This is a genomic window from Lentzea sp. NBRC 102530, from assembly GCF_030269365.1.
Lineage (GTDB): Bacteria > Actinomycetota > Actinomycetes > Mycobacteriales > Pseudonocardiaceae > Lentzea.
This window is the reverse complement of the sequence record NZ_BSTF01000012.1, coordinates 1-24,831: the sequence shown is the minus strand read 5'-3', so window position 1 is coordinate 24,831 and position 24,831 is coordinate 1. Positions and strand designations below refer to the sequence as shown.

Annotated in this window: 31 protein-coding genes and 1 tRNA gene; 13 read left to right on the top strand and 19 right to left on the bottom strand. The window is 66.9% G+C overall.

Annotated elements, in window-relative coordinates; genetic code table 11:
- Positions 1-58 precede the first annotated feature (58 nt).
- On the bottom strand, positions 59-811 hold the full coding sequence (locus tag QSK25_RS29240; RefSeq protein ID WP_285643002.1) for a PhzF family phenazine biosynthesis protein: 753 nt from the start codon (positions 809-811) through the stop codon (positions 59-61).
- Positions 812-841: 30 nt separating this feature from the next.
- Here QSK25_RS29240 and QSK25_RS29235 point away from each other — a divergent pair, with 30 nt between their 5' ends.
- Positions 842-1,660, top strand: a complete 819-nt coding sequence (locus tag QSK25_RS29235) for a GNAT family N-acetyltransferase (protein WP_285643001.1) — start codon at positions 842-844, stop codon at positions 1,658-1,660.
- A gap of 115 nt (positions 1,661-1,775) precedes the next feature.
- A complete protein-coding gene (locus QSK25_RS29230; protein WP_285642999.1) occupies positions 1,776-2,012 on the top strand; it encodes a hypothetical protein in 237 nt (78 codons plus the stop codon).
- A gap of 111 nt (positions 2,013-2,123) precedes the next feature.
- Here the strand turns inward: QSK25_RS29230 and QSK25_RS29225 are convergent, their stop codons facing one another.
- From QSK25_RS29225 to QSK25_RS29215, 3 genes are all read right to left on the bottom strand, one after another.
- A complete protein-coding gene (locus QSK25_RS29225) occupies positions 2,124-2,549 on the bottom strand; it encodes a carboxymuconolactone decarboxylase family protein (RefSeq protein ID WP_285642998.1) in 426 nt (141 codons plus the stop codon).
- Positions 2,550-2,635: 86 nt separating this feature from the next.
- A complete protein-coding gene (locus QSK25_RS29220) occupies positions 2,636-3,370 on the bottom strand; it encodes an SDR family NAD(P)-dependent oxidoreductase (protein ID WP_285642997.1) in 735 nt (244 codons plus the stop codon).
- A complete protein-coding gene (locus tag QSK25_RS29215; protein WP_285642996.1) occupies positions 3,367-4,185 on the bottom strand; it encodes an NAD(P)-dependent oxidoreductase in 819 nt (272 codons plus the stop codon). Before QSK25_RS29215 ends, QSK25_RS29220 begins: the two co-directional genes overlap by 4 nt.
- Before the next feature lie 83 nt (positions 4,186-4,268).
- Here QSK25_RS29215 and QSK25_RS29210 point away from each other — a divergent pair, with 83 nt between their 5' ends.
- Positions 4,269-4,622: a winged helix-turn-helix transcriptional regulator gene (locus QSK25_RS29210; protein ID WP_285642994.1), complete on the top strand. Its 354-nt coding sequence runs from the start codon at positions 4,269-4,271 to the stop codon at positions 4,620-4,622.
- A gap of 3 nt (positions 4,623-4,625) precedes the next feature.
- On the opposite strand, the gene QSK25_RS29205 is transcribed toward QSK25_RS29210, so the two are convergent.
- Genes QSK25_RS29205 through QSK25_RS29190 form a run of 4 tightly spaced genes read right to left on the bottom strand, consistent with a single transcriptional unit; the run spans position 4,626 to position 7,548 of the window.
- Positions 4,626-5,303 carry a protein phosphatase 2C domain-containing protein gene (locus QSK25_RS29205; RefSeq protein WP_285642992.1) on the bottom strand — a complete coding sequence of 226 codons (678 nt, stop codon included), beginning with the start codon at positions 5,301-5,303 and terminating at the stop codon, positions 4,626-4,628.
- A 46-nt stretch (positions 5,304-5,349) separates the two neighbouring features.
- Positions 5,350-6,372 (bottom strand): alpha/beta hydrolase, encoded by a 1,023-nt coding sequence (locus QSK25_RS29200; protein WP_285642990.1) that lies wholly within the window; start codon positions 6,370-6,372, stop codon positions 5,350-5,352.
- Between the two features lie 15 nt (positions 6,373-6,387).
- On the bottom strand, positions 6,388-7,173 hold the full coding sequence (locus QSK25_RS29195; RefSeq protein ID WP_285642989.1) for an SDR family oxidoreductase: 786 nt from the start codon (positions 7,171-7,173) through the stop codon (positions 6,388-6,390).
- A gap of 27 nt (positions 7,174-7,200) precedes the next feature.
- Positions 7,201-7,548, bottom strand: a complete 348-nt coding sequence (locus QSK25_RS29190; protein WP_285642987.1) for a nuclear transport factor 2 family protein — start codon at positions 7,546-7,548, stop codon at positions 7,201-7,203.
- Between the two features lie 78 nt (positions 7,549-7,626).
- On the opposite strand from QSK25_RS29190, the gene QSK25_RS29185 reads away from it, so the two are divergent.
- The 6 genes from QSK25_RS29185 (at position 7,627) to QSK25_RS29160 (ending at position 13,923) form a co-directional block, all read left to right on the top strand.
- A complete protein-coding gene (locus tag QSK25_RS29185) occupies positions 7,627-8,421 on the top strand; it encodes a MerR family transcriptional regulator (protein WP_285642986.1) in 795 nt (264 codons plus the stop codon).
- 433 nt (positions 8,422-8,854) lie between these two features.
- Positions 8,855-10,567, top strand: coding sequence for an ATP-binding protein (locus tag QSK25_RS29180; RefSeq protein WP_285642985.1), 1,713 nt, complete (start codon positions 8,855-8,857; stop codon positions 10,565-10,567).
- 172 nt (positions 10,568-10,739) lie between these two features.
- A complete protein-coding gene (locus tag QSK25_RS29175) occupies positions 10,740-11,972 on the top strand; it encodes a helix-turn-helix domain-containing protein (RefSeq protein ID WP_285642984.1) in 1,233 nt (410 codons plus the stop codon).
- Positions 11,973-12,079: 107 nt separating this feature from the next.
- Positions 12,080-12,439 carry a hypothetical protein gene (locus tag QSK25_RS29170; protein ID WP_285642983.1) on the top strand — a complete coding sequence of 120 codons (360 nt, stop codon included), beginning with the start codon at positions 12,080-12,082 and terminating at the stop codon, positions 12,437-12,439.
- A complete protein-coding gene (locus tag QSK25_RS29165) occupies positions 12,436-13,083 on the top strand; it encodes a hypothetical protein (protein WP_285642982.1) in 648 nt (215 codons plus the stop codon). The genes QSK25_RS29170 and QSK25_RS29165 overlap by 4 nt, the downstream gene beginning before the upstream one ends.
- A 6-nt stretch (positions 13,084-13,089) precedes the next feature.
- Positions 13,090-13,923, top strand: coding sequence for a helix-turn-helix domain-containing protein (locus QSK25_RS29160; protein WP_285642981.1), 834 nt, complete (start codon positions 13,090-13,092; stop codon positions 13,921-13,923).
- Here QSK25_RS29160 and QSK25_RS29155 read toward each other — a convergent pair whose 3' ends face one another.
- From QSK25_RS29155 to QSK25_RS29145, 3 genes are all read right to left on the bottom strand, one after another.
- A complete protein-coding gene (locus tag QSK25_RS29155) occupies positions 13,924-14,790 on the bottom strand; it encodes a formylglycine-generating enzyme family protein (protein WP_285642980.1) in 867 nt (288 codons plus the stop codon).
- 271 nt (positions 14,791-15,061) lie between these two features.
- Positions 15,062-15,892: a hypothetical protein gene (locus tag QSK25_RS29150; RefSeq protein WP_285642978.1), complete on the bottom strand. Its 831-nt coding sequence runs from the start codon at positions 15,890-15,892 to the stop codon at positions 15,062-15,064.
- A 343-nt stretch (positions 15,893-16,235) separates the two neighbouring features.
- A tRNA-Tyr gene (locus tag QSK25_RS29145) sits at positions 16,236-16,316 on the bottom strand.
- A gap of 119 nt (positions 16,317-16,435) precedes the next feature.
- Here QSK25_RS29145 and QSK25_RS29140 point away from each other — a divergent pair.
- Both QSK25_RS29140 and rfbA read left to right on the top strand, forming a co-directional pair.
- Entirely contained in the window at positions 16,436-16,927 is a 492-nt protein-coding gene (locus tag QSK25_RS29140) for a YajQ family cyclic di-GMP-binding protein (protein ID WP_285642977.1), read from the top strand.
- A complete protein-coding gene (gene rfbA / locus QSK25_RS29135) occupies positions 16,924-17,796 on the top strand; it encodes a glucose-1-phosphate thymidylyltransferase RfbA (protein ID WP_285642976.1) in 873 nt (290 codons plus the stop codon). Before QSK25_RS29140 ends, rfbA begins: the two co-directional genes overlap by 4 nt.
- Positions 17,797-17,840: 44 nt before the next feature.
- On the opposite strand, the gene htpX is transcribed toward rfbA, so the two are convergent.
- From htpX to QSK25_RS29115, 4 genes are read right to left on the bottom strand one after another with little or no spacing between them, the layout of a single operon-like run.
- Positions 17,841-18,704, bottom strand: coding sequence for a zinc metalloprotease HtpX (gene htpX, locus QSK25_RS29130; protein ID WP_285642974.1), 864 nt, complete (start codon positions 18,702-18,704; stop codon positions 17,841-17,843).
- 19 nt (positions 18,705-18,723) lie between these two features.
- Complete coding sequence (locus QSK25_RS29125; RefSeq protein ID WP_285642973.1) at positions 18,724-19,176, bottom strand: 4Fe-4S binding protein; 453 nt, start codon at positions 19,174-19,176, stop codon at positions 18,724-18,726.
- Complete coding sequence (locus QSK25_RS29120) at positions 19,173-19,706, bottom strand: NADH-quinone oxidoreductase subunit C (protein ID WP_285642972.1); 534 nt, start codon at positions 19,704-19,706, stop codon at positions 19,173-19,175. Before QSK25_RS29120 ends, QSK25_RS29125 begins: the two co-directional genes overlap by 4 nt.
- Positions 19,703-20,113: an NADH-quinone oxidoreductase subunit B gene (locus QSK25_RS29115; protein ID WP_191298138.1), complete on the bottom strand. Its 411-nt coding sequence runs from the start codon at positions 20,111-20,113 to the stop codon at positions 19,703-19,705. Before QSK25_RS29115 ends, QSK25_RS29120 begins: the two co-directional genes overlap by 4 nt.
- A gap of 225 nt (positions 20,114-20,338) precedes the next feature.
- Between QSK25_RS29115 and QSK25_RS29110 the strand changes: the two genes are divergently transcribed.
- The gene (locus QSK25_RS29110; protein WP_285642971.1) at positions 20,339-21,370 is read left to right on the top strand and encodes a LysR family transcriptional regulator; all 1,032 of its coding nucleotides are present in this window, start codon (positions 20,339-20,341) and stop codon (positions 21,368-21,370) included.
- 27 nt (positions 21,371-21,397) lie between these two features.
- Here the strand turns inward: QSK25_RS29110 and QSK25_RS29105 are convergent, their stop codons facing one another.
- The 4 genes from QSK25_RS29105 to QSK25_RS29090 all read right to left on the bottom strand — a co-directional run bounded on the left by QSK25_RS29105 (position 21,398) and on the right by QSK25_RS29090 (position 23,705).
- Complete coding sequence (locus tag QSK25_RS29105; RefSeq protein ID WP_157512956.1) at positions 21,398-21,547, bottom strand: hypothetical protein; 150 nt, start codon at positions 21,545-21,547, stop codon at positions 21,398-21,400.
- Positions 21,548-21,685: 138 nt separating this feature from the next.
- Entirely contained in the window at positions 21,686-22,435 is a 750-nt protein-coding gene (locus QSK25_RS29100) for a transglycosylase SLT domain-containing protein (protein ID WP_285642970.1), read from the bottom strand.
- Between the two features lie 532 nt (positions 22,436-22,967).
- Positions 22,968-23,345, bottom strand: a complete 378-nt coding sequence (locus QSK25_RS29095; RefSeq protein ID WP_285642969.1) for a hypothetical protein — start codon at positions 23,343-23,345, stop codon at positions 22,968-22,970.
- Between the two features lie 9 nt (positions 23,346-23,354).
- On the bottom strand, positions 23,355-23,705 hold the full coding sequence (locus QSK25_RS29090) for a hypothetical protein (RefSeq protein ID WP_285642968.1): 351 nt from the start codon (positions 23,703-23,705) through the stop codon (positions 23,355-23,357).
- Positions 23,706-23,765: 60 nt separating this feature from the next.
- On the opposite strand from QSK25_RS29090, the gene QSK25_RS29085 reads away from it, so the two are divergent.
- Entirely contained in the window at positions 23,766-24,710 is a 945-nt protein-coding gene (locus tag QSK25_RS29085) for a GNAT family N-acetyltransferase (RefSeq protein ID WP_285642966.1), read from the top strand.
- Positions 24,711-24,831: the final 121 nt, after the last annotated feature.

Here is a 24,831-nt window from a genome sequence, read left to right as displayed (position 1 = left end):
TCGGGGGACGAAATGGCAGGTCGAGCACGTTTGGTGACGTCGATTCACCCAGACGTGGTCACACCGTGAGGTGTCCCCGGAGCACCGTCACAGCCCTCCCCGAGAGCAGTACGCGATCTTGTGCCAGGGTCGCGCGCACGAGCCCGCCACGGGGTGACGCCTGCTCCGCCAGCAGGTCAGCCCGGTTCAGCCGGGGCACCCAATAGGACGCAAGGGTGCAGTGGGCCGATCCGGTGACGGGGTCCTCCGGCACGCCGACGGCCGGGTAGAAGCAGCGGCTGACGACGTCCACATCTCCGTCACCGAGGGCCGTCACGATTACTCCGCGTGACTGGATTTGTGCCAGTCCTTGGACATCAGGTCGCAGGGAACGGACCTCCGCGGCGCTCTCCAACTCGATCAGGAAGTCGAAGCGCTCACGCGACACGGACTTGATCGTCGCATGTGGCAGCGCTTCCGCTAGACCGATTGGCGGGTCAGTCAACTCTGGGGGGTCCGCGGGGAAGTCCATGCGGACCCACCCATCGTCATTTGCGCATGTGAGCACCCCGCTACGCGTGGTGAACGCCTGTTCGCCGCCCAGCACGTGCGCGGTGGCGAGGGTGGCGTGCCCGCAGAGGTCCACCTCGGCCTCCGGCGTGAACCAGCGCAGGTGGTTGTCGGGCGTGACGAAGGCCGTCTCGGCGTGCTTCATCTCGGCGGCGACCTGCTGCATCCAGGCGTCGTCACGCGGCTCGGTCAGCAGCACGACCCCGGCGGGGTTGCCCGCGAACGGCCGGTCGGTGAAAGCGTCCACGACGTAGATCTCCACAACACCGACCCTGCCATGCTCAGATGAGCCGTGGCCGAGACTTTTTCCTACCGTGAAACGGATCCGGACTCCCTGCTCGCGACCTGGGGGCCGCTGCGCCTGCACTCGCTGGCCTGGCACGAGGGCTGGGACCTGCCGTCGTTGCTCGACGCGTGGGAGACCAGGCTGACCGGCCGGGACGACCTCGACACCGCGGCGGTGGTGACGGTGCCGAGCCACGAGACGGCGAGCACGCTGCCGTTGATCCACCGCGGTTTCGCGCCGTTGACCGTCATCGCCGAACGTCTGGCGGGCCGGACGACTCCTGCGCGGCCGTCCGACGTGGTCGTGCGTCCGGCCGTACGTGCCGATCTCGACGTCGCGGTGGAAATCAACATGCACACCGTTCGGTACGACACGGCGTTCGGCATGGTCACCGAACGCCCGAACACCGCCGAACACCTGCGCGCCGCGTTGGCCGAGGTGCTCGACCGCGGCCACGAGGCGATGTGGCTGGCGGTGTCGGGCGACACGCCCGTCGGCATGCTTTACGTCGACATGCCGCAGGACGCGGCGTGGATGGACCGCTTCGCCTCGGCGCGGCCGTTCGCGTACCTCGGGCATCTCGGCGTGCGGCCCGATGCGCGCGGGACGGGTGCGGGCAGCGCGTTGCTGGCCCACGCGCACGAGGTCCTGGACTCCTCCGGGGTGGCATCGACGCTGCTCCACCACGCCCTGCCGAACCCGCGCTCGACGCCGTTCTGGAACTCGAACGGCTACCGCCCGCGCTGGACGACGTGGGTTCGACGGCCCGCGTTGCGCGCGTCGTCCGGCGTGTCGGCGCAACCCGAACGGCCTAGTGGGACATGATCTACCCGTTCACACAAGCGAAGAACCCAAACGAACCCGTACTTGTGGAACGAATCCGGCCTCTATTTCGACAAAGGGGGTAAGCGGATTCGGACGCCACACCTGGGGGGTCGAGATGGAACTCAGTGCCAGAGCGAGGGCGATGCTGCGGGCGGTCGCCGCGGGACGTGCCGAGGTGACGGGCGGTGCGGAGCCCGACCTGTACGTCGACGGCCTGCCGTGCTGCGACCGGATGGCGACGCACGACCTCGTGCACGCCGGCCTGCTGCGCGCGTCGCGGCCCACGAGCTTCGGCCTGCGCGTCGGTGCGGAACTGACCGACGACGGCCGCGCGGCGCTCGCCGCGTCCTGAACGGCGTGTTGATCGCCCAGTGATCGAACATTTGTTCGACATGGGGTATGCTCCGCGCTGAGGCCGGCACGCAAGAGAGAGGAAGCTCTTGCGCGCCGGCTTCACCTTTGTTCAGGCGACCTTCTGGCCCGTGGCGACGTTCAGCCGGTTCCAGACGTTGATCGCGGAGATCGCGATCGTGAGCCCGGCCAGCTGCTCCTCGCTCCAGTGCTGTGCGGCCCCGGCCCACACGGCGTCGCTGACGTGCACGTGCGTCATCTCCTCGGCGAGCGCGAACGCCGCCTTCTCCGCGCCGGTGTAGTACGGCGCGTCCCGCCAGGCCGCGACGCACTGGATCCGCTCGTCGGTCTCGCCGGGCTTGCGCAGCAGTTTGCCGTGGTAGTCGATGCACACGCCGCAGCTGTTGACGAGGCTGACCCGGAGGTAGACCAGCTCCAGGAAGTTCTTGTCCAGCCCCGTCTTCTCCGCGGCCTCGGACAGCCCCAGCAGCGCCTGCACAGCACCGGGCACCGACATCATCGGGTTGGCGATCCTCATCTTCGTTCTCCCTGTCTCGTCCGTCTGCTACCTGCTCGACCCGGCAGGTCCGGAAGATGTGACAGGTCGCTCGAAGATTTTTTCCGCTACGCCTGGACGCCCTGGCCGAGACCGCCGTCGACGGCGAGTTCGGAGCCGGTCGTGAAGGTGGCGTCGAAGCCGAGGAACAGCACGGCGTCCGCGACCTCGTCCATCGTGCCGTGACGCTTCAACGGGGTCATGCGGTCACCGATCTCCTTGAACTCCTGCAGGATCTCGGGCGACGCGCCGACCACGCCCATCGACGGGGTGTCGATGAAGCCGGGGCTGACGACGTTGACCCGGATGCCGCGCGGCGCGAGTTCGGCGGCGAACCCCCTGGCGAACGACCGCACAGCAGCCTTGGCCGCGGCGTAGAGGGTCAGGCCCTCGGCGCCCTGCTCGGTGGCGACACTCGTCGTGAAGACGATCGCGCCGCCGTCCTTGATGAGCGGTGCCAGGCGTTGCGCGGTGAAGAACGCGCCCTTGGTGTTGATGTCGAACGTGCGGTCGTAGTCGTTCTCGGTGGCGTCCGGGAACGGCGTCAGCGTCGAGTAGCCGACGTTGACGAAGAGCAGGTCGATGCTCTGGAGCCGTTCCCGCACCTCGGTTTCGAGCTTCCCGACGTCGTGGAGGCTCGCCGCGTCGAACGCGACGGCGTGCGCCTTGACGCCCTCGGCCTTCTCGGTCGTGCGGCCGGTGAGCAGCACCTCGGCGCCCCCGGCGACGAGCTTGTCGACCGTCGCGCGGCCCATGCCGTGCGTGCCGCCGGTGACGACGACCTTCTTCCCCAGGTACTTCACTTGCGGATCCCCTCGATGATGCTCGCGATGCTGTGGTTGCCGTGGCCGAGCCGCTGGGCGCGTTCGAACACGCTGTGCAGGGCCCGCGGGATGGTGGCGTCGAGGCCCTGCTGTTCGTTCGCCTCGGTGAGCAGGCGCAGCCCCGACACGTTGATGTCCAGCGCGGACACGTCGGTCTCGTAGTTCCCGGACTCGGTGACCGCGCCCATCTCGGGCAGGTGGGTGGTCATCTCACCCAGCCAGTCCATGGCCATCGGCGTGAACTGCGCGGGCTTGACGCCCGCGGAGCCCATCAGTGCGACGGCCTGGACGTAGCCGCCGAAGGTGGCCCACATGATGCCGAGCAGGGCCAGGTCGTGGAGCGCGGCCAGCCCCGCGTCCTCCCCCACGTGCACGGGCTCGCCGAACGCGTGGAGCACGTGGTGGTTCTCGTTGCCGCTGAACAGGATCCGCGCCTGCTCGGTGCGGATCTGCTGGGGCACGGCGAGGATGACGCCGTCGACGTACTCGACACCGTTCTCCTCGGCCCAGCGCGCGGTCTGCCTGGCCTGCTCCGGCGTGCCGGACGTCAGGTTGACGAGCACCTTGATCTCGTTGGTGAGCAACGGTTGTTGAACGTCGTACGTGGACAGACAGGTGACGACGACGTCGCTCTGGAACGCTTCCTGCGGCGTTGCGGCGGTTCTGGTGTGCTCGATCGTCTTGGGCGTGCGGTTCCAGACCGTCACGTCGTAGCCCTCCTCGACGAGGGCCCTGGCGAGCGCGCTGCCCATCCGGCCGAGGCCGAGCACGCTCACGGTCTTCTTGATCCCCATGCCCGGAGATGCTGGTTTGACACTGTTCTTTCGACAAGTACCTACTATTTTGTCAGGTACCCACCTTTTGGTAAGGATCCAGCATGAAGCCACGGCAGTACTCGTGCGGACTGGACGCGGCGATCGACGTGATCGGCGGCCGCTGGAAGGCCCTCATCCTCTGGGCGCTGCACCACGGCCCGGTGCGCACCGGCGACCTGCGCCGCTCCGTCTCCGGCATCAGCGAGAAGATGCTGATCCAGGTGCTGCGCGAGATGGAGGCGGACGAGATCGTGCACCGCGAGGTGTTCCACGAGGTCCCGCCCCGCGTCGAGTACTCGCTCACCGCCCTGGGCGTGCGGCTGAACGAGGCCCTGCTGCCGTTGGGCGACTGGGGCGAGGACAACATGCGCGCCATCGCCCGCCGCCGGGGAGTGGAGCCCGCTCCACGGCATTGAGGGCTACCGGTCGAGGTAGACGACGGTGGCGTCGTCCGAGATCTTCTGCCGCGGCCAGTCGACGGCCTTGGCGTCTTCCTTCTCGACGGCCCGCATCTTGCGGATGAGATCGTCCGGACCGTTGGCGGCCATCAGTTCCAACGCCTGCCGCCAGTCGAAGAGGTTGAACAGGTCGACCGCCCGCGCCGCGCCGTCCGACAGGAGCGCGACCCGCCGCACGTCCTGGAGCGCGATCTCGCCGGTGAGCGCGTGCTCGACGTCCGCGGCCTTGGCCCCGGCCGTCCGCTGCGTCTTCGTGTCGCTCACGACGCGCAGTTCCTGCCTGGTGTCGACCACCACCGTGGCGTCCCCGAGCACCAGGTACCGCAGCACGTCGTCCTTGATCTGCACCACCGCGATCGCCACGGACGGCGAGTCGGGGTGGTCGAGGTCGCACGTGCCCGCGTGCAGTTCGGCAGCCTGTTCGACGGCCTTCGCGAGCGCCTCGGCGGGGGCGAGGTGAGCGACCCGCAGGATCTCCGCGGCCAGCTGGTCGGCGAACCACCCGACGCCGTGCTCGCACCCGTTCTCCGGCTTGGCCGTGACGCCGTCGAGCACGGCGAGGAGGTTCGGCCCGACCAGCGCGCGGTCCTCGCTCGGCGCCGTCGTCCTGCCGGCCTCCGTGGCCATCTGCGTACGCACTGGGATCCCCCTCGGTCCGGCCTCGCAAGGCTGCGCGCGAACGCTATCAAGGCCGGGAGCCCCGCAGCTGACGGCGCAGCCATGCCGCCCGGGCCGCGATGGCGTCCTGCGAGAGCACGGCACCGGGGACCACGACGTCGAACCCGTGGAACCCGCCGGGCCAGACGTGCAGCTCGACGTCGCAGCCCGCCTGCCACATGCGGCTCGCGTGGGCGACGTCCTCGTCCCGGAACGTCTCGGCCGACCCGACGTCGATGAACGTGGACGGCAGCCCGGAAAGGTCTGCGGCGCGGGCAGGAGCGGCGTACGGGGACACGTCCGGTCCTCCGCGCACGCCGTCGCCGAGGAGCGCGTTCCACCCCGTCTCGTTGGAGGAGCTGTCCCAGATGCCGAGCCCGCGCATCTGGTGCGCGGAGGGCGAGTCGTTGCGGTCGTCGAGCATCGGCGACAGGAGCAGCTGGGCCAGGACGGCAGGGCCGGTGCGGTCGCGTGCCATCAGGGTGACCCCTGCCGCGAGGCCGCCGCCGGCGCTCGCACCGCCGACGACGATGCGCGCCGGGTCGATGTTGAGCTCGTCGGCGTGCTCCGCCGTCCACACCAGGCCCGCGTAGCAGTCCTCGACGGGACCGGGGTGGGGTGTCTCGGGTGCGAGCCGGTACTCGACGGAGACCACGGCCATGCCCAGCGGTTCGGCCAGGTCGAGCATCTCGGCCAGGCCGAACCGGTTGTTCTCGACGATCATGCCGCCGCCGTGGACGTGGTAGATCGCCGAAGTCGGGGTTTCCGCGTGCTTCGGGAGGCAGATCAGCAGCGAGACGTCCGGTTGCCCGGCGGGCCCCGGCACCACCCGCTCCCGCACGCTGTAGGCGCCGCCGCGGGAGAGGACCTCGTCGGTCGGCTTCTCCACGCCGGGGACGGGTTTGCGCATCTCGACGATGTTGTCCGGGCGGTACGCGTCAGGAGGGCGCAGGCTGCTCAGCACCTCGAGGACGGGAGCGAGCTCCGGGTCGAAGGGTGGTGGTGGTCCGACCGGCTGGGCGGCGGACCGTTCCGTGACTTGCGTGGTCATGTGCTCTCCCCTGGCTCAGACGGTCGGAACGGTGCCGCCGTCGATCACGTATTCGGCACCCACGATCGCCGTGGCGCGGTCCGACACCAGGAACCCGACCAGGTCGGCGATTTCCGCGGTGTGCGCGAACCGTCCCAGCGGCACTCCTCCGAGGGAGTCGTAGATGGTCTGCTTCGCTGCCTCACGGGTGAGCCCGTTGCCCTCGGCGATCCGGTCCACGAACCGTTCGTAGGCCTCGGTCTCGATCCCGCCGGGGCTGATCGCGTTGACCCGCACGCCGCGGGGCGCGAGCTCGTTGGCGAGTCCCTTGCTGTACGTGCGCAGAGCGGCCTTCGCCGCCGCGTACGCCAGGGACGCGTCGTACAGGGGCAGCTCGCGCTGGATGGAGGTGAAGTGCAGCACCACGCCGGTCCCGGCCCCGACCATCGCCGGGAGGAGGGCGCGGTCGAGCCGCACCGCTCCCAGGAAGTTGAGGTTCAGCTCGGTGAGCCACTGGTCATCCGTGATGACCGCGAACCCACCGGCCGGCGTCGACGCGCCTCCGACGACGTGCACCAGGACGTCGAGGGCGCCGGCCTCGGCGATCCGAGCGGCCACCAGGTCGGTGCCTTCGACCGTCGTCGTGTCCGCTTCGATGAACCGGTCGGGGTGCTCGTACCCGTCGGGCATCGTGCGCGCCGTCACGTACACGTCGGCACCCATCTCCCGCAGCCTCTGCGCCACGGCCTTGCCCGAGCCCTTCGAACCGCCGGTGACCAATGCCCTGCGACCGTCGAGACGATCGCGATCCGTTCCAGACATGTCTTTTCTCTCCACTGAAGATCGAGGTCAGGCGTGGTTGGCGATGACGAGTTCGGCGATGAGGTCGTCGCGCAAGGTGAACCGGTAGTCGAGTTCGGCGACGCCGCCGGGGAAGTCGCCTTCGAGCCGCACGGTGACGACCCAGTGGGTGTCGTCGACGCGGTGGGCACCGATCTGTTCGGTCGTGTACTCGAACTCGGTCCCGGCGTCGCGCAGGAACGCGTAGGTCTTCTCGCGGCCTCGGAAGGTCTCGTCCTGGTCGACGATCACCGCGTCCTCGATGAGGAACGACGAGGAGACGTCGGCGTCGTGGACGACGTGGGCGGCGAAGAACTCGCGCACGGTGGCGGGGAGCAGGTCGGTGTTCTGTGTCATGAGCCCACCGTGTGACCTCGCGGCGCGGGAGGGTCAAGCCGTGGACCCTCCCCCGGGGAGAGAGTTCAGAATGCGGACATGCTGACCATCGGGGAGTTCTCGCGCCTGACCCACCTGAGCGTGCGGACCCTTCGCCGCTACCACGAGGCGGCCCTGCTGGAACCCGCCGTGGTGGACGAGTTCACCGGTTACCGCTACTACGGCGTCGACCAGATCCCGACCGCACAGGTCATCCACCGGCTCCGCGAGCTCGACGTCCCCCTGAGCGACGTGCAGCGGATCCTGCGGACCCCCGACCCCGACGTCCGAGCGGCCCTGGTCGCCGACCACCTGCAACGCCTGGAGGACGTGCTCGACCGCACCAGGGCCGCGGTCGTGTCGCTGCGGCGCCTGCTCCGCCCCGACCCCGCACCGATCGACGTCGAGTTGCGTGCGGAACCCGCCAGGACGGTCGCGGCGGTGGAGGCCGTGGTCGAGCACGGCGAGGTCGAGGCGTGGTTCGCGGGCGCGGTGGCCGAGTTGCAGGCGGCCGTAGGCACCACCGCGACCGGCCCCCTGGGCGGCAACTACGACAACGCCCTCTTCGAGGAGGAGCGCGGTCGCGCGCTCGTCTACCTGCCCACCGACGCGCCGCCTCGCACCGGACGCGTGCACCCCGTGACCCTTCCGGCCGCCGAACTGGCCGTCACCACCCACGTCGGCGAGCACAACGGCGTCGAGGTCACCTACGGCGCACTCGGAACGTGGGTGGTGGAGAACGCGATGTCGGTGGCCGGACCGGTGCGGGAGGTCTACCTCGCCGGGCCTCGTGACTCGAGCGATCCCGCCGAGTGGCGCACCGAGATCGGCTGGCCGGTCTTCCGCGTCAGCTGAATCCGCCGGAATCGACCGGGCACAACAGAAAGGTCCCTGTGATCAGCTCGCGCTGGTCACAGGGACCTTTCCGACTATGTGGCGGGTAGAGGATTCGAACCTCTGTAGCTTTCGCGACGGATTTACAGTGCGCCGCGACCACCACGGTTGACCTGGTACTTCGGAGTCTACAGCCGCAGCTTCGGCACCAGTTCGGCACCGTTCGTCCACCGCACTCCGAGTCGGCGGCTCGGCACGCAGCCTTCCGCCTTAGACGTTGAGCAGTTGTTGATCTTCGACAGCTGGACGGCCAACAGCCCAGCACGCCCCTAGCTCAACACGACGAAGCACCTACAGCCCTCCTGACCAGGGAAAACGCTTCGATCAGAGACTAGCCACCCACACCACGGCTTCAAATCATCAAATCAACACAGCCCTGATGTAGATTTGCCAGATGGACACTGCCGAGCTTGGCTTGCTTGTCGCCGACCTGCGCACCGAGGGCAGCGACCTCGCCGAGGTCGAGGTCAAACGTGCGGCCGAAGGCTTCCCGGAGAACCTAGCTCCGACGCTGTCCGCGTTTGGCAACACTCCCGGCGGTGGCCTCATCATCTTCGGGCTCGACGAAAAATCCGGATTCGAGGCGCGAGGCGTATACGACGTTGCCGCATGCCAGCAGGCCGTGGCGGCCGCCGCACGTAACTCTGTAAGTCCTCCGCTGACCGTGACAACAACCAGCCTAACCTTTGAGCAAGCACAGATCGTTGTCGCAGAGATCGGCGAGCTACCCAGCACTAGCAAGCCATGCCGCGCCCGCTCTAACAACCGCGCGTACCTTCGGTCGTACGATGGCGATTACCCCATTTCAGAGCTGGAAGAGCAGGCCTTTCTAGCAAGTCGCGAAACGCCTCGATTTGACCAGCAGGAAGTCACAGAGGCGTCAATAGATGACCTAGACGAGGAACTAGTAGCCTCATACGTCTCATCGTGCTATTCAACTTCAACCGCACTGCAGCGCTTTCCACGCGAAGAAGTACTATTTCGCACCGGAGTCCTGGTAGGCGAGGATCGAAAGCCAAGCATTGCAGGAATTCTCGCTCTCGGTTCATACCCTCAGCAGTTCTTTCCAAATCTAGTAATCCAAGCTAGCGTCAGCCCTGGGCCTCAAGACCCGCCCGGAACTCGGGCAGTGGATGCCCGCCGCTTCGATGGGCCGATACCGGTCATGCTGGATGAGGCACTCCGATGGGTAAACAGAAACACCAGAACTCGCATACGGTTCGGTCGCGACGGCCACGGCCGAGATGAGCCAGAATACCCAGCCGAAGCAGTGCGAGAGCTCCTGTCCAATGCGCTCGTACACCGAGACCTAGGCCCGCACGCCCTCGGTGAAGCCATCACACTTCGCCTGGAGAACTCGCAGCTCGTCCTATCGAATCCAGGCGGTCTTTGGGGCCTGACCACGGCTCGCCTTGGTCAAACCGGGGTGACATCAGCACGAAACGGCTTCCTCGTACGGATCTGCCAAAATGTTCGATACAGCGGCGAGCTACGTGTTGTCGAGGCGCTTGCGAGCGGCATCCCTACCGTCCTGCGGTCTGTTCAACAAGCAGGCATGGTACCTCCACGATTCCACGACCAAGGAATCCGATTTGCGGTCCTAATGCCCAACCACGCATTGCTTGCCGAGGACGATCTTCGCTGGCTAAGTGTTGTCACAAATGGAATTGCACTTAGCGATGTTCAGCGTCACGTGCTGGTCGCCATGCGACATGGTGAAACCTGGACTAACAAAACCCTGCGCGACGCCTTCCCAATGGATTCACGGGACGCAACTCGAACTTTTGCCGGACTAGTCGAAGAAGGACTAGCACAAGCACGAGGGGAACGCGGTGGCCGCGTTTATGAACTTGCAGAGGATCTAGATGAGGATTCCATCGAGCCACCACCGATGGATCTAATTGATGAAGCGGACCTTCCAGAAACAACGGTCGCAATACTGGAAGCCCTCCGCAGCAAACCGCTGACCATGAACGAAATCCAGGAAGCGACTGGACTTACATACCGCCAAGCCCAGTATGCGTTGGCAAGACTGCGCGAAACGGGTCGAGTCAACCTCGACGGCGGACGAGGACAGCGCAACAGCCTCTACTCACTTGCGACCTGAGTAAGCCGCAACAGACGACAGTCCGGCGTAGTTTGACCGGCAGTGTCCGGACGGAGCATGTGCAACGCACGCAGTCGCCGATACCCTGGAGGCTGGCAACCTCGCCAGATGCACGTCCTCAAGGTTGATAGCGAAGGCGACGGCGGGGTAAATTCGGCAAAGAGGTGGACCTATGGTGACCTCGGGTTTTCCCGATCCTGCTCACACCACGATTGGGCAGCGCATCAGGTGGGCTCGGGACCACGCCGGCATGTCGCGCCCCGTCCTCGGTGGCCTGGTCGACAGGAGCGCCGAGTGGGTCAAGGCAGTCGAGAACGGCCGCCTGCAAGCACCACGCCTGCCCATGCTGCTCCGCATCGCCCACGCACTCGGCGTCCAGGACCTCGCTGACCTCACCGGCAACGGCCACGCCGTACCGGTCTCCGTGTTCGCCGGCGAGAAGCACGTAGCCCTAGCCGCGGTACAGGCCGCGCTGACCGACTACCACCTGACCAGCGACGCCCGCCCACCCAACGTCGCCCACCTCGCAGTCCGCCTGGACCAGGCATGGCAGGTACGGCATGCAAGCCCCGACCACCGCACCCAACTCGGTCTGCTCCTCCCCGACCTGATCCGCGACGCTCAACGCGCCGTCCGAGTCATCCGCGGTGAGGAACGTCGTGACGCCCGTCGAGTGCTAGCCGGCGTGTACCGGCTCGCCGACTTCTTCTGCGCCTACCAGCCAGCCGCGGAGCTGGTGTGGCTCGTCGCAGACCGAGCGATGAACGAGGCGCTCGAAGCAGATGACCCGCTCGCGATCGCTGGAGGCGCGTGGGCGAAGGTCCAGGCGCTGCGCGACGTCGGCCGTTGGGATGAAGCGCTGGACGTGGCAGCGTTCGGCACCCGCGAACTTGAGCCCTACCTCGACAGCGGCAACGACTGGCGCGGCATGTGGGGCGCGCTGAAGGTAGAGGTCGCCTACGTGCACGCTCGCCGCGGCCGCCACGGCGAAGCCTGGGAAGCGTGGGAACTCGCGGACCGCATCGCCCAGGAACTCCCGATCGGCTACCGGCACACGCAGTCCTCGTTCAGCCGTCCCGTGATGGCCGCGCACGCCACGACTCTCGGTGTGGAGCTGCGACGCCCCGCCGAGGCTCTGCGCGCCGCCGACCAGATCGAGCCGGAGACCATCGTCTCGGTGCCGCGTCGGGCTCGACACCTGATCGAAGTTGCTCGCGCTCACGACCAGCGGCAGGAGCAGCACGCGGTGTGGGCGCTGCTCAACCACTCGGAGCGCACGGCACCCGAGACGATCAAGTACAACGGCTTCGCTCGGGAGATGCTGATCAACCTGCGCAGCAAGCCGCCGGCCGGACTGCGCCAGGACGTCCTCGACCTGTGCGAGCGGGTCGGTATCGCGGCTTGACCTGATCAGGTGGGGGTACAGCTCGTACCCCTTGGCCTGTTGGAACGGTTCTACGTTCCGAGCATGTGGTTGATCATCAGTGTTTACGGCGCATCGGTGGGCGGGGCATGAGTCCGCTCACCGACGCCGAGGCGGTGAAGCTCTTTCCCAGCCTCCAGTACCTGGTCCTCATTCGTGAGGCGGGCTGGATCTTCCTGCCGGTCGACGACCCCGGTGATCCCGATGCGGTCCTCGACGGGGCCAGGGTCTGGTCGGCCGGGTGGCGGGACTGCCTCCGGGTTCGCGACGAGACCGATGCACTCGGCCTGCGCATCCGCCTCAGTACCGGGCAGCCCTCAGAGATCGTGTGGGAGCGAAGCGGAACTCTCGCCGATGTCGTCTTCCGCCTCCTGGAGCTCCCAGAGCCCGACACCCGACACGCACCAACGCTGGTCGTCGGCAAAGCACCGAAGCTCTGGACGCCATGACCGGGACGAACCTCGCTCAGTCCGGCCGCATCGTCGCGCCCTACGTCACCGCGACCGCCGCGGAGCAGGACCTCAAATGCAGCCTGGTCGTTCGCCCTGGAAGCCTGGGGATCGGGTACGCGCAGGAGCTTCCTGGAGACCGTGACCACCTTGGCGTCCTGTGGCAGAAGGTCGCCGAGCGCCCAGAGGAAGGCAAGCCGGAGTTCGCCAGGGTGCACCCGGCACGGCAGCGGCGTGCGATGTACGAACTGCTGTGCCAGGTGTGCGCGGGACCGGCTGACCAGACGTCGGACGGTGTCCTGTGGCTGTTGCGCGACCACCGCGAAGACTGGCCGCGCTGGCCTGAAGGCATGGCCTCGGTGGAGCCGCCCGTCTGTGCGCGGTGCGTCGCGATCTCCCTGAAGCGGTGCCCAGCCCTTCAGCGCGGGGCCGTCGCCGTCCGGGTTAGAAGCTTCGCGATTGTGGGTGTGCGGGGGACGCTCTACCGACCAGGCATGTTCGCTCCAACTCCGATCGCGGCCTCCGAACTCGACTACGGAAATCCCCAGATTCGCTGGCTGGTCGCCGTGGCGTTGATCCGAAAACTACGCGGGTGCAGCTTTGTCCCGTTCGACGAGCTGCGCGATGCGATGGACGTGAAGTAAGCGGAGATGCCGAAGGACTTCCGAGCCACAGCGCTCGAGCGTTCCATCGGTCGGCAGTTGGCGTGGTGGCGAGACGAGCGGGGACTGAGTCTTGCTGAAGCCGGCCAACGTGTCGGCTTCAGCAGCGCCAAGCTGTCGACGATGGAGAACGCGGTACAACCCTCGATGCCGTTGGACATCATGGCGCTCGGCTACGTCTACAACGTGCCCACGCCGGAATGGCAGGCCGTGGTGCTGCGGGCGGAGTACGCGAAGACCGCACGGATGGGCGGAGGCAGCGCCGAACCGCTCTTCGATCCGACAGCTGACTTCGCGAATCTCGTGTTCGAGGCGACGGAGTTGCGCGCGTTCACCATTGACCTCGTTCCCATCGGGCTACAGCTCCGCAGCTACGCACAAGCCGCAGGCAGCCCTGAACGGATCGTGCAGCTCGCGATGGTTCGAGAAGCGTGGGCGACGCGACTGGGCGACAAGGACCCGCCGATGGTCGAGGCGGTCTTTCCAGAGGGCGTGCTGAGGCCCCTGATTGGTGGGCCTCGCGTCATGAAGGCGCAATTGCTCCACCTCATGGAGATCAGCGAACACCCAACGGTGACCGTGCAGGTCATACCGGTGGTTGCCGGGGCTTATCCGGCGATGGGGTGCCCGTTCACCTTGCTCGGGTTCCCGCATCGCCAACACAACGACGTGGCGTACCTGGAGACGGTCATCAAGGGTGAGTACGTCGAGGACCAGGCGCTCGTGGAGAAGCTCGCACAACGATTCGCGGAACTCCAGAAGATCGCACTCAGCCCCGGCGAGTCGCTGGAACTCATCGCCGAGGCTGCTGCGGACCTGTGATCAGCGGCCGCGAAGAAGCTCTTCCATCGCGTCCGCGGCGACAACGCACCTAAAGCCCGTGTCATCGTCCTTCATCGTCGCGTTCGCGTCGTTGAAGGACGACGGAGTCGAGCGCAGGAACGGGCTCGTCCAGGCACCGCCCTTGAGCTCGTGGCGACCGGGCTTCGTCTCGGTGGAGCACCACTCCCAGACGTTCCCGCACATGTCGTAGACGCCGTACGGGCTTACGCCGCTCTGGTAGCAGTCGCGCGGCGTGGTCAGACCGACGCCGTTCTCTCTCACGTTGCACTTGGCCGGCGTCGGCTGGTCGCCCCACGGGTAGACCGTGCCGCGCGTTCCTCGGGCCGCCTTCTCCCACTGCTGGCCGGTCGGCAGGGACTTCCCCGCCCAGGCCGCGTAGGCGCTCGCGTCGTTCCACGTCACGAAGACCACCGGATGGTCCCGGATCTCGGGAGGGCACTGACCATCCGGCCAGTGATACGGCGGCTCATGTCCAGTCGCTGCAACGAAGCGCGCGTAGTCCTCATTGGACACCGGGAACACGTCGATGTAGTAGCTGGCAATCCACGCGGGGGTGTTGCTCGGGCCGCCGAAGAAGACGCTCCCCTCGACCAAGATCATCGCGCTGCCGTCGGTCGGGTGGTGGACCTGGCCGCTACCGATCGGCTCGACCTGGACGTCCTTCTCCCCTGCGCCAACGACGGAGTCGCCCACCAGAAAGGTGAAGCGCGCATGCGTGTCCGGGTCGCTGCGGCTCATACAGGTGTCCAACGCTGCCTGGTTCACGGGCCGCGGCTGGATGTTCTCTTGCGCGAGTACGCGAAGTGCATCGACGGAGGCGAACAGGAGGCCCTGCGGAGCGTTCAAGAGGGGCTAGGTGGCTCAGCTGCGATGTTCATCGCTTCGTGACCGCCGTCAACACAGAGAGTGATCGAACGCGGCGGATCCGCAGTGCAAGCTGACGCTTCGAACCTAGCGACCTAAATGAATGGCCACCCGGAAGGCGTCTGCTACGATAGGAACCGGAGCAGGAAGTTCTCGGTGCAAGTCCGAGCACGACGAAGTCGGTGTAGCTTAACGAGTAAAGCCCCTTTTTTCCTGCTGAGAGGCCCAGGTCCGACAGGACCTGGGCCTCTCGCTATGCCATGTCGATTCCACGCGTTGAGGCCGCCGCCTTGAGATCGGCCTCCGCCACAGTGACGGCTCGATAGTTGTGACGACAGAACCCCATGACCGCTTTGCGGCGTTTGGTCGGGTTGAGCTGTCCTGCGGTGTGCTGCAGATGGTCATCGATGATGACCTCCGCCCACTTCGAGGACGGGACGGCAGGAATCAACAGCCAGTTCGCTTCGCGGGCCAGCGCCTTCGTCGTGGCGAGGGCTTCCACGAGTTCACCGAGCATGAAGGTGACGCGGTCGCCGATCTTCAGCCGGCGCGGGGATCGGCCCGTGTGCTTGCACCACTCATTCTCACCGGCTGGTGTCAGATCGTTGATCTTGTCGATGAGGCGCTGGTTGACGATGCCGCTGCGGTGGATGATCGCGTTGCGCATCTCGCGGAGCACATGAAACCGGCTCATCCGATCAGCATCGAAGGTGCCTCCGGCGTGCATCGCGAGCTTGTCGTGCATCTCCCACGCCTTTGCAGATCCTGCGTTCAGCAGTTCCAGGCAGTCCAGAATGAACCCCTCATGGATCGCCAGAGCCTGGGGCACTGCCATTGCTCCCAGGTGTTCCTCAGCACCCCTCAGGATGTTTTGGGCATCGCTGGGGCGCAGGTCGAACCGCTCAACGTGTGGGATTGAAGGGAAGATCTCCGACAGCTGCCGTGGCGAGTCACGAGTGAGCTCAAGGAACTGGGCCGATACCTGCGCGCCCACCAACAACGCCATCATGGCGTTGTTGGCGCTCTCCCTGGAGGCCTCGTGGTGTCGGAATGCAGGGAACTGAACCAAGGCGGGGCGCGGCATCGGCAGATCGTAGACCTGTGTTGCCAGACACAGAGCAGGCCCTGGTTGGCGGCCAACCTGAACTACTAGCGCAGTCCCGCTCCCAGGGCAGGCGGCCGTGCCTCAGGTCATCGTGGTCGGCCCTCGTTACGCCTCGTCTTGAAGTCCTACGAGTAGCGCAAGAGACGCAAGGGGACTCGGCCGTAGCGTTCCTGTCAGCGCGATGCGAACAGGCAGTGCCCAACTTCGGCACGCATTCGGCACAGACACCAGCAACCGGCCGGATCGAGCCGTACGCTGCCGGACAGCACGACGAAGGCCCTGTGACCGGTTCTCACTGGTCACAGGGCCTTCGGTCCTGCTGTGGCGGGTAGAGGATTCGAACCTCTGTAGCTTTCGCGACGGATTTACAGTCCGCTCCCATTGGCCGCTCGGGCAACCCGCCCCACACCGTCGTAACGGTGCGGGCAGAACAATACATAACCCCTTCGGGACGCCCCAAATCGGGGTACCCCAGTAGCATCGCAGCAGGCTGTGACCCCGAGATCGTTGAGGAGTGAAGTCGTGGCGGACCCGTCGTTCGACGTGGTGAGCAAGGTGGACCGGCAGGAGGTCGACAACGCGCTCAACCAGGCCTCGAAGGAGCTGAGCACGCGCTTCGACTTCCGCGGGACCAACACCACAGTGGCCTGGGCCGGCGAGGAGGCGATCACCTTCACCTCCGAGACCGAGGAGCGCTGCAAGGCGGCGATCGACGTCTTCCAGGAGAAGCTGGTCAAGCGCAACATCTCGATGAAGGCCTTCGAGGTGGGCGAGCCCGCGGTGTCCGGAAAGGTGTTCAAGGTCACGGGAAATCTCGTGCAGGGCATCACGTCCGAGAAGGCCAAGGAGATCGCCAAGAAGATCCGCGACGAGGCGCCCAAGGGCGTTCAGGCGCAGATCCAGGGCGACCAGTTGCGGGTGTCCGGCAAGAAGAAGGACCACCTGCAGGACGTCATCGCACTGCTGAAGGGCTCTGACTTCGGCATCGCCCTCCAGTTCACCAACTACCGGTGAAGGGCATCGTCCTCGCCGGTGGCAGCGGGACGCGCCTGCACCCGATCACGCAGGCCGTCTCCAAGCAGCTGCTGCCGGTGTTCGACAAGCCGATGATCTACTACCCGCTGTCGGTGCTCATGCTGGCCGGCATCCGCGAGGTGTTGATCATCAGCACGCCGACCGACTTACCGCTGTTCCGGCGGTTGCTCGGCGACGGGTCGCAGTGGGGCATGTCGTTCTCCTACGCCGAGCAGGCCGCGCCGAACGGGCTCGCGGAGGCGTTCATCATCGGCGCCGACTTCGTCGGGGACGACGACGTGGCGCTGGTCCTGGGCGACAACATCTTCTACGGCCAGGGCTTCTCCACCACCCTGCAGCAGCACGCGTCCTCTTTGGACGGCTGTGTGCTGTTCGGGTACCAGGTGAAGGACCCCGAGCGGTACGGCGTGGGCGAGGTCGACGCGACGGGCAGGCTGCTGTCCATCGAGGAGAAGCCGGCGAAGCCGAAGTCGAACCGGGCGATCACCGGGCTCTACTTCTACGACAACGGTGTGGTGGACATCTCCCGCAACCTCAAGCCGTCGCCGCGCGGCGAGCTGGAGATCACCGACGTCAACCTCGCGTACCTGCGCGAGGGGCGCGCCCAGCTCGTGGACCTGAGCCGGGGCTTCGCGTGGCTCGACACCGGCACGCACGACTCGCTGCTCGAGGCCGGGCAGTTCGTGCAGGTGCTGGAGCACCGGACGGGCGTGCGCATCGCGTGTCCCGAGGAGATCGCGCTGCGCATGGGCTTCATCTCCGCGCAGGAGTGCTACGCGCTCGGCGAGAAGCTCGGCAAGTCCGGGTACGGCGAGTACCTCATGGCCGTGGCGAAGGCAGGGCGTTAGCGCCGTGGCCTGAGAACTCGCCGGCGGGTTTTCAGGTCGCGGTACTACCTGCGGGCCATCTCCTCGAGCCTGCGGATGCGGTCGGCGATCGGCGGGTGGGTCGAGAACCACCTGGCGAACTGTTCCCCGGTGCGGAACGGGTTCGCGATCATCAGGTGGCTCTGCGACACCACCTCCGGCTCCGGTGCGAGCGGCGCCGCCCGCGTCCCCAGCTCGATCTTGCGCAGCGCCGAGGCCAGCGCCAGCGGGTCGCCGGTCAGTTCGGCACCCGACTGGTCGGCCTGGAACTCGCGCGAGCGGCTGACGGCCAGGCGCACCACCGTGGCGGCGATCGGGCCCAGCAGTGCGATCAGCAGCAGCCCCAACGGGCCCGGGCCGTCGTCGTCGGAGTCCCCGCCGCCGAAGATGCCGGCGAACAGGGCCAGGTTGGCGAGCATGGTGATCACGCCCGCCAGCGCGCCCGCCACGCAGCTGATCAGGATGTCGCGGTTGTAGACGTGCGCGAGCTCGTGGCCGAGGACGGCGCGCAGCTCCCGTTCGTCGAGCAGCTCCAGGATGCCGGTGGTGCAGCACACGGCCGCGTTGCGCGGGTTGCGGCCCGTCGCGAACGCGTTGGGCGCGACCGTCGGGCTCAGGAACAGCCTGGGCATGGGCTGGCGCGCCTTCTGCGACAGCTCCCGCACGATCGCGTAGAGCTGCGGCTGCTCCACTTGCGACACGGGGACCGCCCGCATCGCGCGCAGCGCCAGCTTGTCCGAGTTGAAGTACGCGTAGGCGTTCACGCCCAGGGCCAGCACCAGGCCGATGACCAGTGCCGTGCGGCCGAACAGGCTGCTGACCGCCACGATCAGCGCGCTCATCCCGCCGAGCAGCACGGCCGTCTTCAACCCGTTGAAGTGCTTGTGCACGGTTGCGCCTCCGGGTCTGTTACGTCCTACCCCTCAACGAACCAGGCCTCCTGCCGGTTCCGGTGGCCGTTTCCGGCGCGGCCTCGGCGGCGGGGTCGAGCGCGGGTGGCGGCGGCACCTTCTCGACCCACGTGGACAGCACGTCCCGTTCGTGGACGAGCTCCGCCACGGCGCCCTCGCCGTCGAGCGAACCCGTGCCCGGATAGCCGAAGTCCGGCGCCCAGTGCAGGGCGTCGAACGGGCAGACCTCGACGCAGATGCCGCAGTACAGACATTGGCCGTAGTCGATCGCGAACCGGTCGAGCACGTTGCGGCTGCGCGGCCGTGCGCTGCCGGGCTGCTGTTCGACCTCGGTGTGCGACGTGATGTGGATGCACCAGTCGGGGCACTCGCGCGCGCAGATCATGCAGACCGTGCAGTTGGCGTCCAACAGCGCGATGACACCCCTCGTGCGCGGGGGAAGGTTCGTCACGACTGCTGCTCCTCTTCGCGGCGCGGGCCCCAGGACGGGTCGGGAACGCCAGGTGGTGCGGTGCGGCGCCGGCTGGGGGCGCTCGTGTTGTCCTCGCCCGGTTCGAGGCGGCCCGGCCACGGGCGCACGACGCGGGAGGCGAGCACGAAGTCCTTGCGCAGCGGGTGGCCCTGGAAGCTCTCGGGGAGCAGCAGGTGCTCGGGCTCGCCGTCGACGGTGATGCCGAACATCTCGGCCGCTTCGCGCTCGTGCCAGCGCGCGCCCTTCCACAGGTGGGCGACGCCCGGGAGCGCCTCGTCGGGGCCGAGTTCGGTGCGCAGCATGACGCCCTCGCGCGTGCTCGGGTCGATGACGTGCAGGAACACCGCGTGGCGTTGACCGACGGCACCCGGACGGCCCGCGTCCTCGACGCCGAGCCAGTCGAACATCGTGTGGCCGCTGCCGTGGAGTTCCGCGGCCGTCGTGAGCCAGTCGGTGAGCTCCACGTGGTGGATCGTCTGGCCGAAGGCGGTCTTCGGGGTGGTGGTCACGCGTTCACCAGCCCGTGCAGGGCCTTGAGGCCTTCCAGCAGCGCTTCGGGCCGTGGCGGGCAGCCGGGGACGGCGACGTGGACGGGCAGGGCCTGGTCGATCCCCTTGGTGACGCTGTAGGAATCCCAGTACGGGCCGCCGGTGTTGCTGCAGGCGCCCACGGAGATCACGTACCGAGGTTCGGGCATGGCCTCGTAACTGCGGAGGACTGCGGGCAACATGACGTCCGTGACGGTGCCGGAAACGACGAGAACGTGCGCCTCGCCCGCGCCGTCGACAGGCGTGACGCCGAGGTCGGGAAGGCGGTCGAGAGCTGCCATCACTTCGACTCCGCAGCAGGCGAGTCCGAGTTCGAGCACGGTGACCTGGTAGGTGGTGCCCCAGTCCAGGCGAGCGGAAGCCGTCACAACGGCTGAGGGTAATACTTGGGGGTCCGCCGGCTTGCGCCTGGCGGACCCCCACCCCCCAATGATTCCCCCCGGAATCGGCTCCCACGCGTGGTCGCCGCAGATAGTTTTGTACACCGCGGGATAGGTGTCCAGGGATTTGCCGACAGGATCTGCAGATAATTTGTCGGCGAAATGCGGTCAAGTTCAGTTCAACTGATCGGTAGAACATCAGAGAGGGTTCCGATGTCCGGCTCGTCCCAGTTGGTGCTTCCCACCAGCACCTCGCTGCACCGCCTGCTGAACATGCCCGGTGCCCTACTGGATACCACGATGGACCAGCTCAGGACGCTTCTCACCGTTCACGAGACCCGTTCGGCCCTACGCGCCGCTCGTGCGTTGGGACGAGAGCAGTCGAGCGTTCAGAAGCAGCTGGACACGTTGAACAGGAACTTCCTGGAACTGTGCGGCGAAGCGCTCGTGGTGAAGCAGGGACGCGGAAAAGACGTGCTGTTCACGCCGACCGGTGAGTCACTCGTCGAATTGGCGCGGGAGACGCTCGCGGAGTGGCTCGACGGAATTCACGAGTGCCGCCGCAAGCTCGGCACGACCGTCACCGTCGGCACCACGCGATACATGCTGGACACGCTCGCGAAGGCGTGGCACCACGTCGCCGACGAGTTCCGCGAGCGCGACGTGGACCTCAAGGTCGTGCACATCCGCACCAAGGACATCTGGACGAAGCTGGAGACGCAGGAGGTCGACCTCGTGTGCGGCAGCGTCGTGACGCGGGCCGGCGCGGGGTGGGAACGGCCCGAGTTCGACGTGATCGAGTGGCGCCGCGGCGGGCTCGCGTTGCTGACGAACCTGCCGACGACGGTTGTGGGCGACCGGGTGCGGGTACCTCAGTTGAGGTCGGTCCCGTTGGTCGTGCCGGGGGCGGGGCTGATCGCCGAGTTCCTGCGGGGCTGGTTCGGGCCGGACTACCGCCAGGGGCTCGACATCGCCGCGGAGATCGACGAGATCCAGTACGGCATCTCGCTGCTGCGCTCGAACCTCGTCCAGGGAGCCATGATCGTGACGTCTGGCTTGGGCGTGGTGGCGTCGAACAACGAACTCCGGGAGGGAGGAGGCCTCCGGGTCGTCGAGCTCGCAGATGACTCACTGGAGCGGCTTGTCGGCGTTTTCGCCCGAACGGATGAGCTGGCGAAGCATCCGGCGGATCACCCGCTCAACCTGCTGTGGTCGGCCTTCCAAGCAGAAGCGCCCCGGCCGTAGCCGAGGCGCTGGTGCTCTTGCTTCCTTCTACTTCTTCGCGGGTGTCATGGCGTCGTGCTCAGGCCTGCGTTGCTCGACGTTGGGACGGTGCTGGGCTTTGGCCATCTTGGCCAGCCAGCTCGTCGCCTCCGAGCGGATCTTCTCCAGCTCGTCGTCGCGTGCCTGTTGCTCGTTCATCGGCCACTCCCTGCGTTCGGGGATCGCGTTCGATGGGAGCACTACCGGGCGTGTGCCCGCTAGGGCCGCCATGCTTGTGGGTGAACCTGGTTGACAGCATCGCTCGCCGATAGGTTTCCCGCACCCCGACGAGTTGGATCAGTACCCCTTGTACCCGCCGCCCAGGCCCATGGAGACGAGGCCGGGGTGGTTGTGGAAGCCGCCGTAGCGCGCGTAGGTGTAGCGGACGCCCGCGATGATGTTGTCGACCGGCGCCAGGATGTTGTCGTAGCCCGCGAGCTTGTAGGCGTTGAACGTGGGGTCGATGCACTGCATGAGGCCCTTGGAGGGCGTGCCGCGCATCGCGTTGGAGTCCCAGTTGTTGACGGCGTTGGGGTTGCCGTTCGACTCCTTCATGATGATCGTGTAGATCTCGTCGACGGAGCCGTTGTCGATGTTGGTGCCGTTGGCCTGCAGGACCTTGATGGCTTCCTTGATCCAGCCCTCGACCTCGCGCTGCTTGGCGGGCTTGCGCATCTCCGCCTGCCGCTCGGCCTCGGCCTTCGCCGCCGCCTCGCGCGCGGCGTGAGCGTCCGCGGCGACCTTCGTGGCCTGCTCGAACGTCTGCTGCGCGTACATCTGCTGGAACTGCAGCAGCCGGCCGACCTGGTTGCCGGGGTTGACGTCGTGCACGGTCTGGATCGTCTTGACCTGCTGGTCGGGAAGAGCACCCAGCTCGGCCGCGCCCGCGGCGAGTTCCGTGGAGGAACCGCTGGTCGCGGCGTTGGCGATGGCGGCGGTGCCGGCGGCGACACCTGCTGCGACGACGATCGCGCTCACGCGGTGAGCAAGCGGAACCTTGTCGTCCTCGACGCGGTGAGCGCCGGGCTTGACTTCTTGTCTGGGCACGACCGTGTACACGGTTCGGCCATCGGCCTTGCTGTGCCGGGCCAAGGGGGAGCCTCCTGCGTCGGGGAGCTTGGTCTCCGGCAAACCCAGGCGGGGGACTCTGAGCGGACAAAGGGCCCTAGTAGCTGCAGCTCCTGTGTCCTGCCGGTGACCAAACCGTTATCGGCGGGCGAGAACGTAACCTCGCGTCACGAGCGCAGGCAAGCTTGAGCGCCCGTTGGGTGACTCTCGTCACTTTTGCGTCGGGTCGGGCTAGCAGTTGCTGACAGACAGTCAGCGCGCCTTGTGAGTGCTGCGTAAGTTCATCGTTGCCTCCTGACGAACTGGCGGAGCTGTCTGTTAGTTCGCTGCTGTCCCGGCTCTCGTTATGGGCTACGTCCACGACCACGCGATCGAGTGATGCGGTCACGCTTCGTGATGCTGTTGGGGTGCGGGGAGCTGACCTGCGAGGACTTGATCGCTGGACAGCGTTTTTCTCGGTCTGACGAGGGGTACGGAGAGAGCGCCTCAGCGGTTCACCCGATGTTGTGGGTTAACGCTTGCGCCTCTGCTCCAACGCCTTGAGAACCCAGTCCGAGCTGTCGCCGGGACTGTCGTTGAAGGCGATCGCGGCCTCCGGCTGATGCCAGTGCACCTCGTTCACGACGACCTGGAAGAGCTCCAGGAGACCGGGTCCCTTGCGAATGCCGCCGCCGACCACGACCACGTCGTACTCCTTGTGCCGGAGCTTCTCCGCGAGCGCGGCCTGGGCGCGACCGTCGAGTTCGGCGAAGTCGATGAGGAAGAGGTCCTCGGTGAGGCCGAGCTCGGCGAACCGCCTGCGGCCCTGCTCGATGCCCGCGGCGACGGGTGCAGGGTCGAAGCCGGGGATGGTGTGCGGGTCGAAGCCGATCACGAGAACGTCGGTCATCTCGCGACGCTACTGCGGGTGCCAGAGGCCGGCCACGAGCATTTCCAGGACTCTCCGGCGGCCGAACGGCAGGTCGGCGACGAGGTGCGACGCCTCGCGGACCTCGCACTCGACCCGCAGCTCGTCGAGGGGGACGCCGGTCTCGGCGGCGATGAGACCGAGCACGGCGTGCAGGTGCGGGCCGCTGAACCTGGCCAGGAAGAACCAGTCGTCGAGCGGGTCGCCGAAGCGGGCCCACTCGAAGTCCAGCAGGGCGGTGAGTTCGGGGCCTCGGCCGGGGCGTGCAGGGCGTTGAGCTTGTCGACGGCCTGCTCTGCGAGGACGAGCGCGGTCCGTTCGTCGAGGCCCCGGGAGGCCCATGCCCGCCAGGCTGCCACTCGTGCGGCCAAAATGACGCGACACCCGCAATACGGTCGTCTCATGCGCGAAGACCTCACGTGGCGTCCGCTGACCCGCGACGACGCCCGGACGTCAGCCGACCTCCTCAACGCGATCGAGGTCGTCGACAAGATCGGCGAGAACTACACCGCGGAGGACACCCTCACCGAGCTCGTCGATCCGCACGCCGACCTGGAGCGCGCCAGCCTCGCGGTCTTCGACGGCGACACGATGGTGGGCTACATGAAGCTCCAGTTCCGGCCCGCCACCGCGGAGGTGCACCGCGTGTCGCTGGACGGTGGAGTGCACCCCGCCTACCGCCGTCAGGGCATCGGCACGCGGCTTGTCCGGGCGGGCGTCGAGGCGGCCTGCGCCCTGCACGCGTTGCACCACCCGACGTTGAAGCTCGCGGTCAACGTCCACAAGGCCGAACACATCGAGGGCCTTTCTCCGCTCCTTTCCGGAGAAGGCTTCACGCCCGTCCGCTACTTCCAGCGGATGGAGCGCGGGCTGCACGACGTGCCGCCTTCTTCTGACCCGCGCATCGAGCCGTGGTCGCCGTCCTCCGACGAGGAGTTCCGTGGGCTGCGCAACGAGGCCTACCGCTCTGCGTGGGGCACGACCCCGATGTCGGTGCCGCTCTGGCAGAACAAGATCACCAACCAGACGTTCAGGCCGTCGATGAGCTTCCTGCTGCGTGACGCCGACGGGGTGGCGGCAGGCATGCTCGTGACTATGAACTGGGAGGCCGACACAGAGGCCACCGGCATCAACGACGCCCACTTCATGCTCATCGGTGTGTTGCCATCGCACCGCCGTAAGGGCATCGCGAGCGCGTTGATCGCACACGCGTTGGCCGCCGCCGCTCAGCAGGGCTACGACCGCGCGCTGCTCAGCGTCGACTCTCAGAACGCCACCGGAGCGTTCGGCATCTTCGACCGTGCGGGCTTCACGGCGACGATGCGTTACGTGAGGTGGGAGGCCTAGATGAGTAAGTCCTAAGCCTGGGCGGTGTCTGGAGACAGACGAAGGGTGTTCAAGATCAGTTTGTGAGGACCGACCTGAACACCCTTCTGACCGCACTCTACGTCAAGATCGATGACCACCT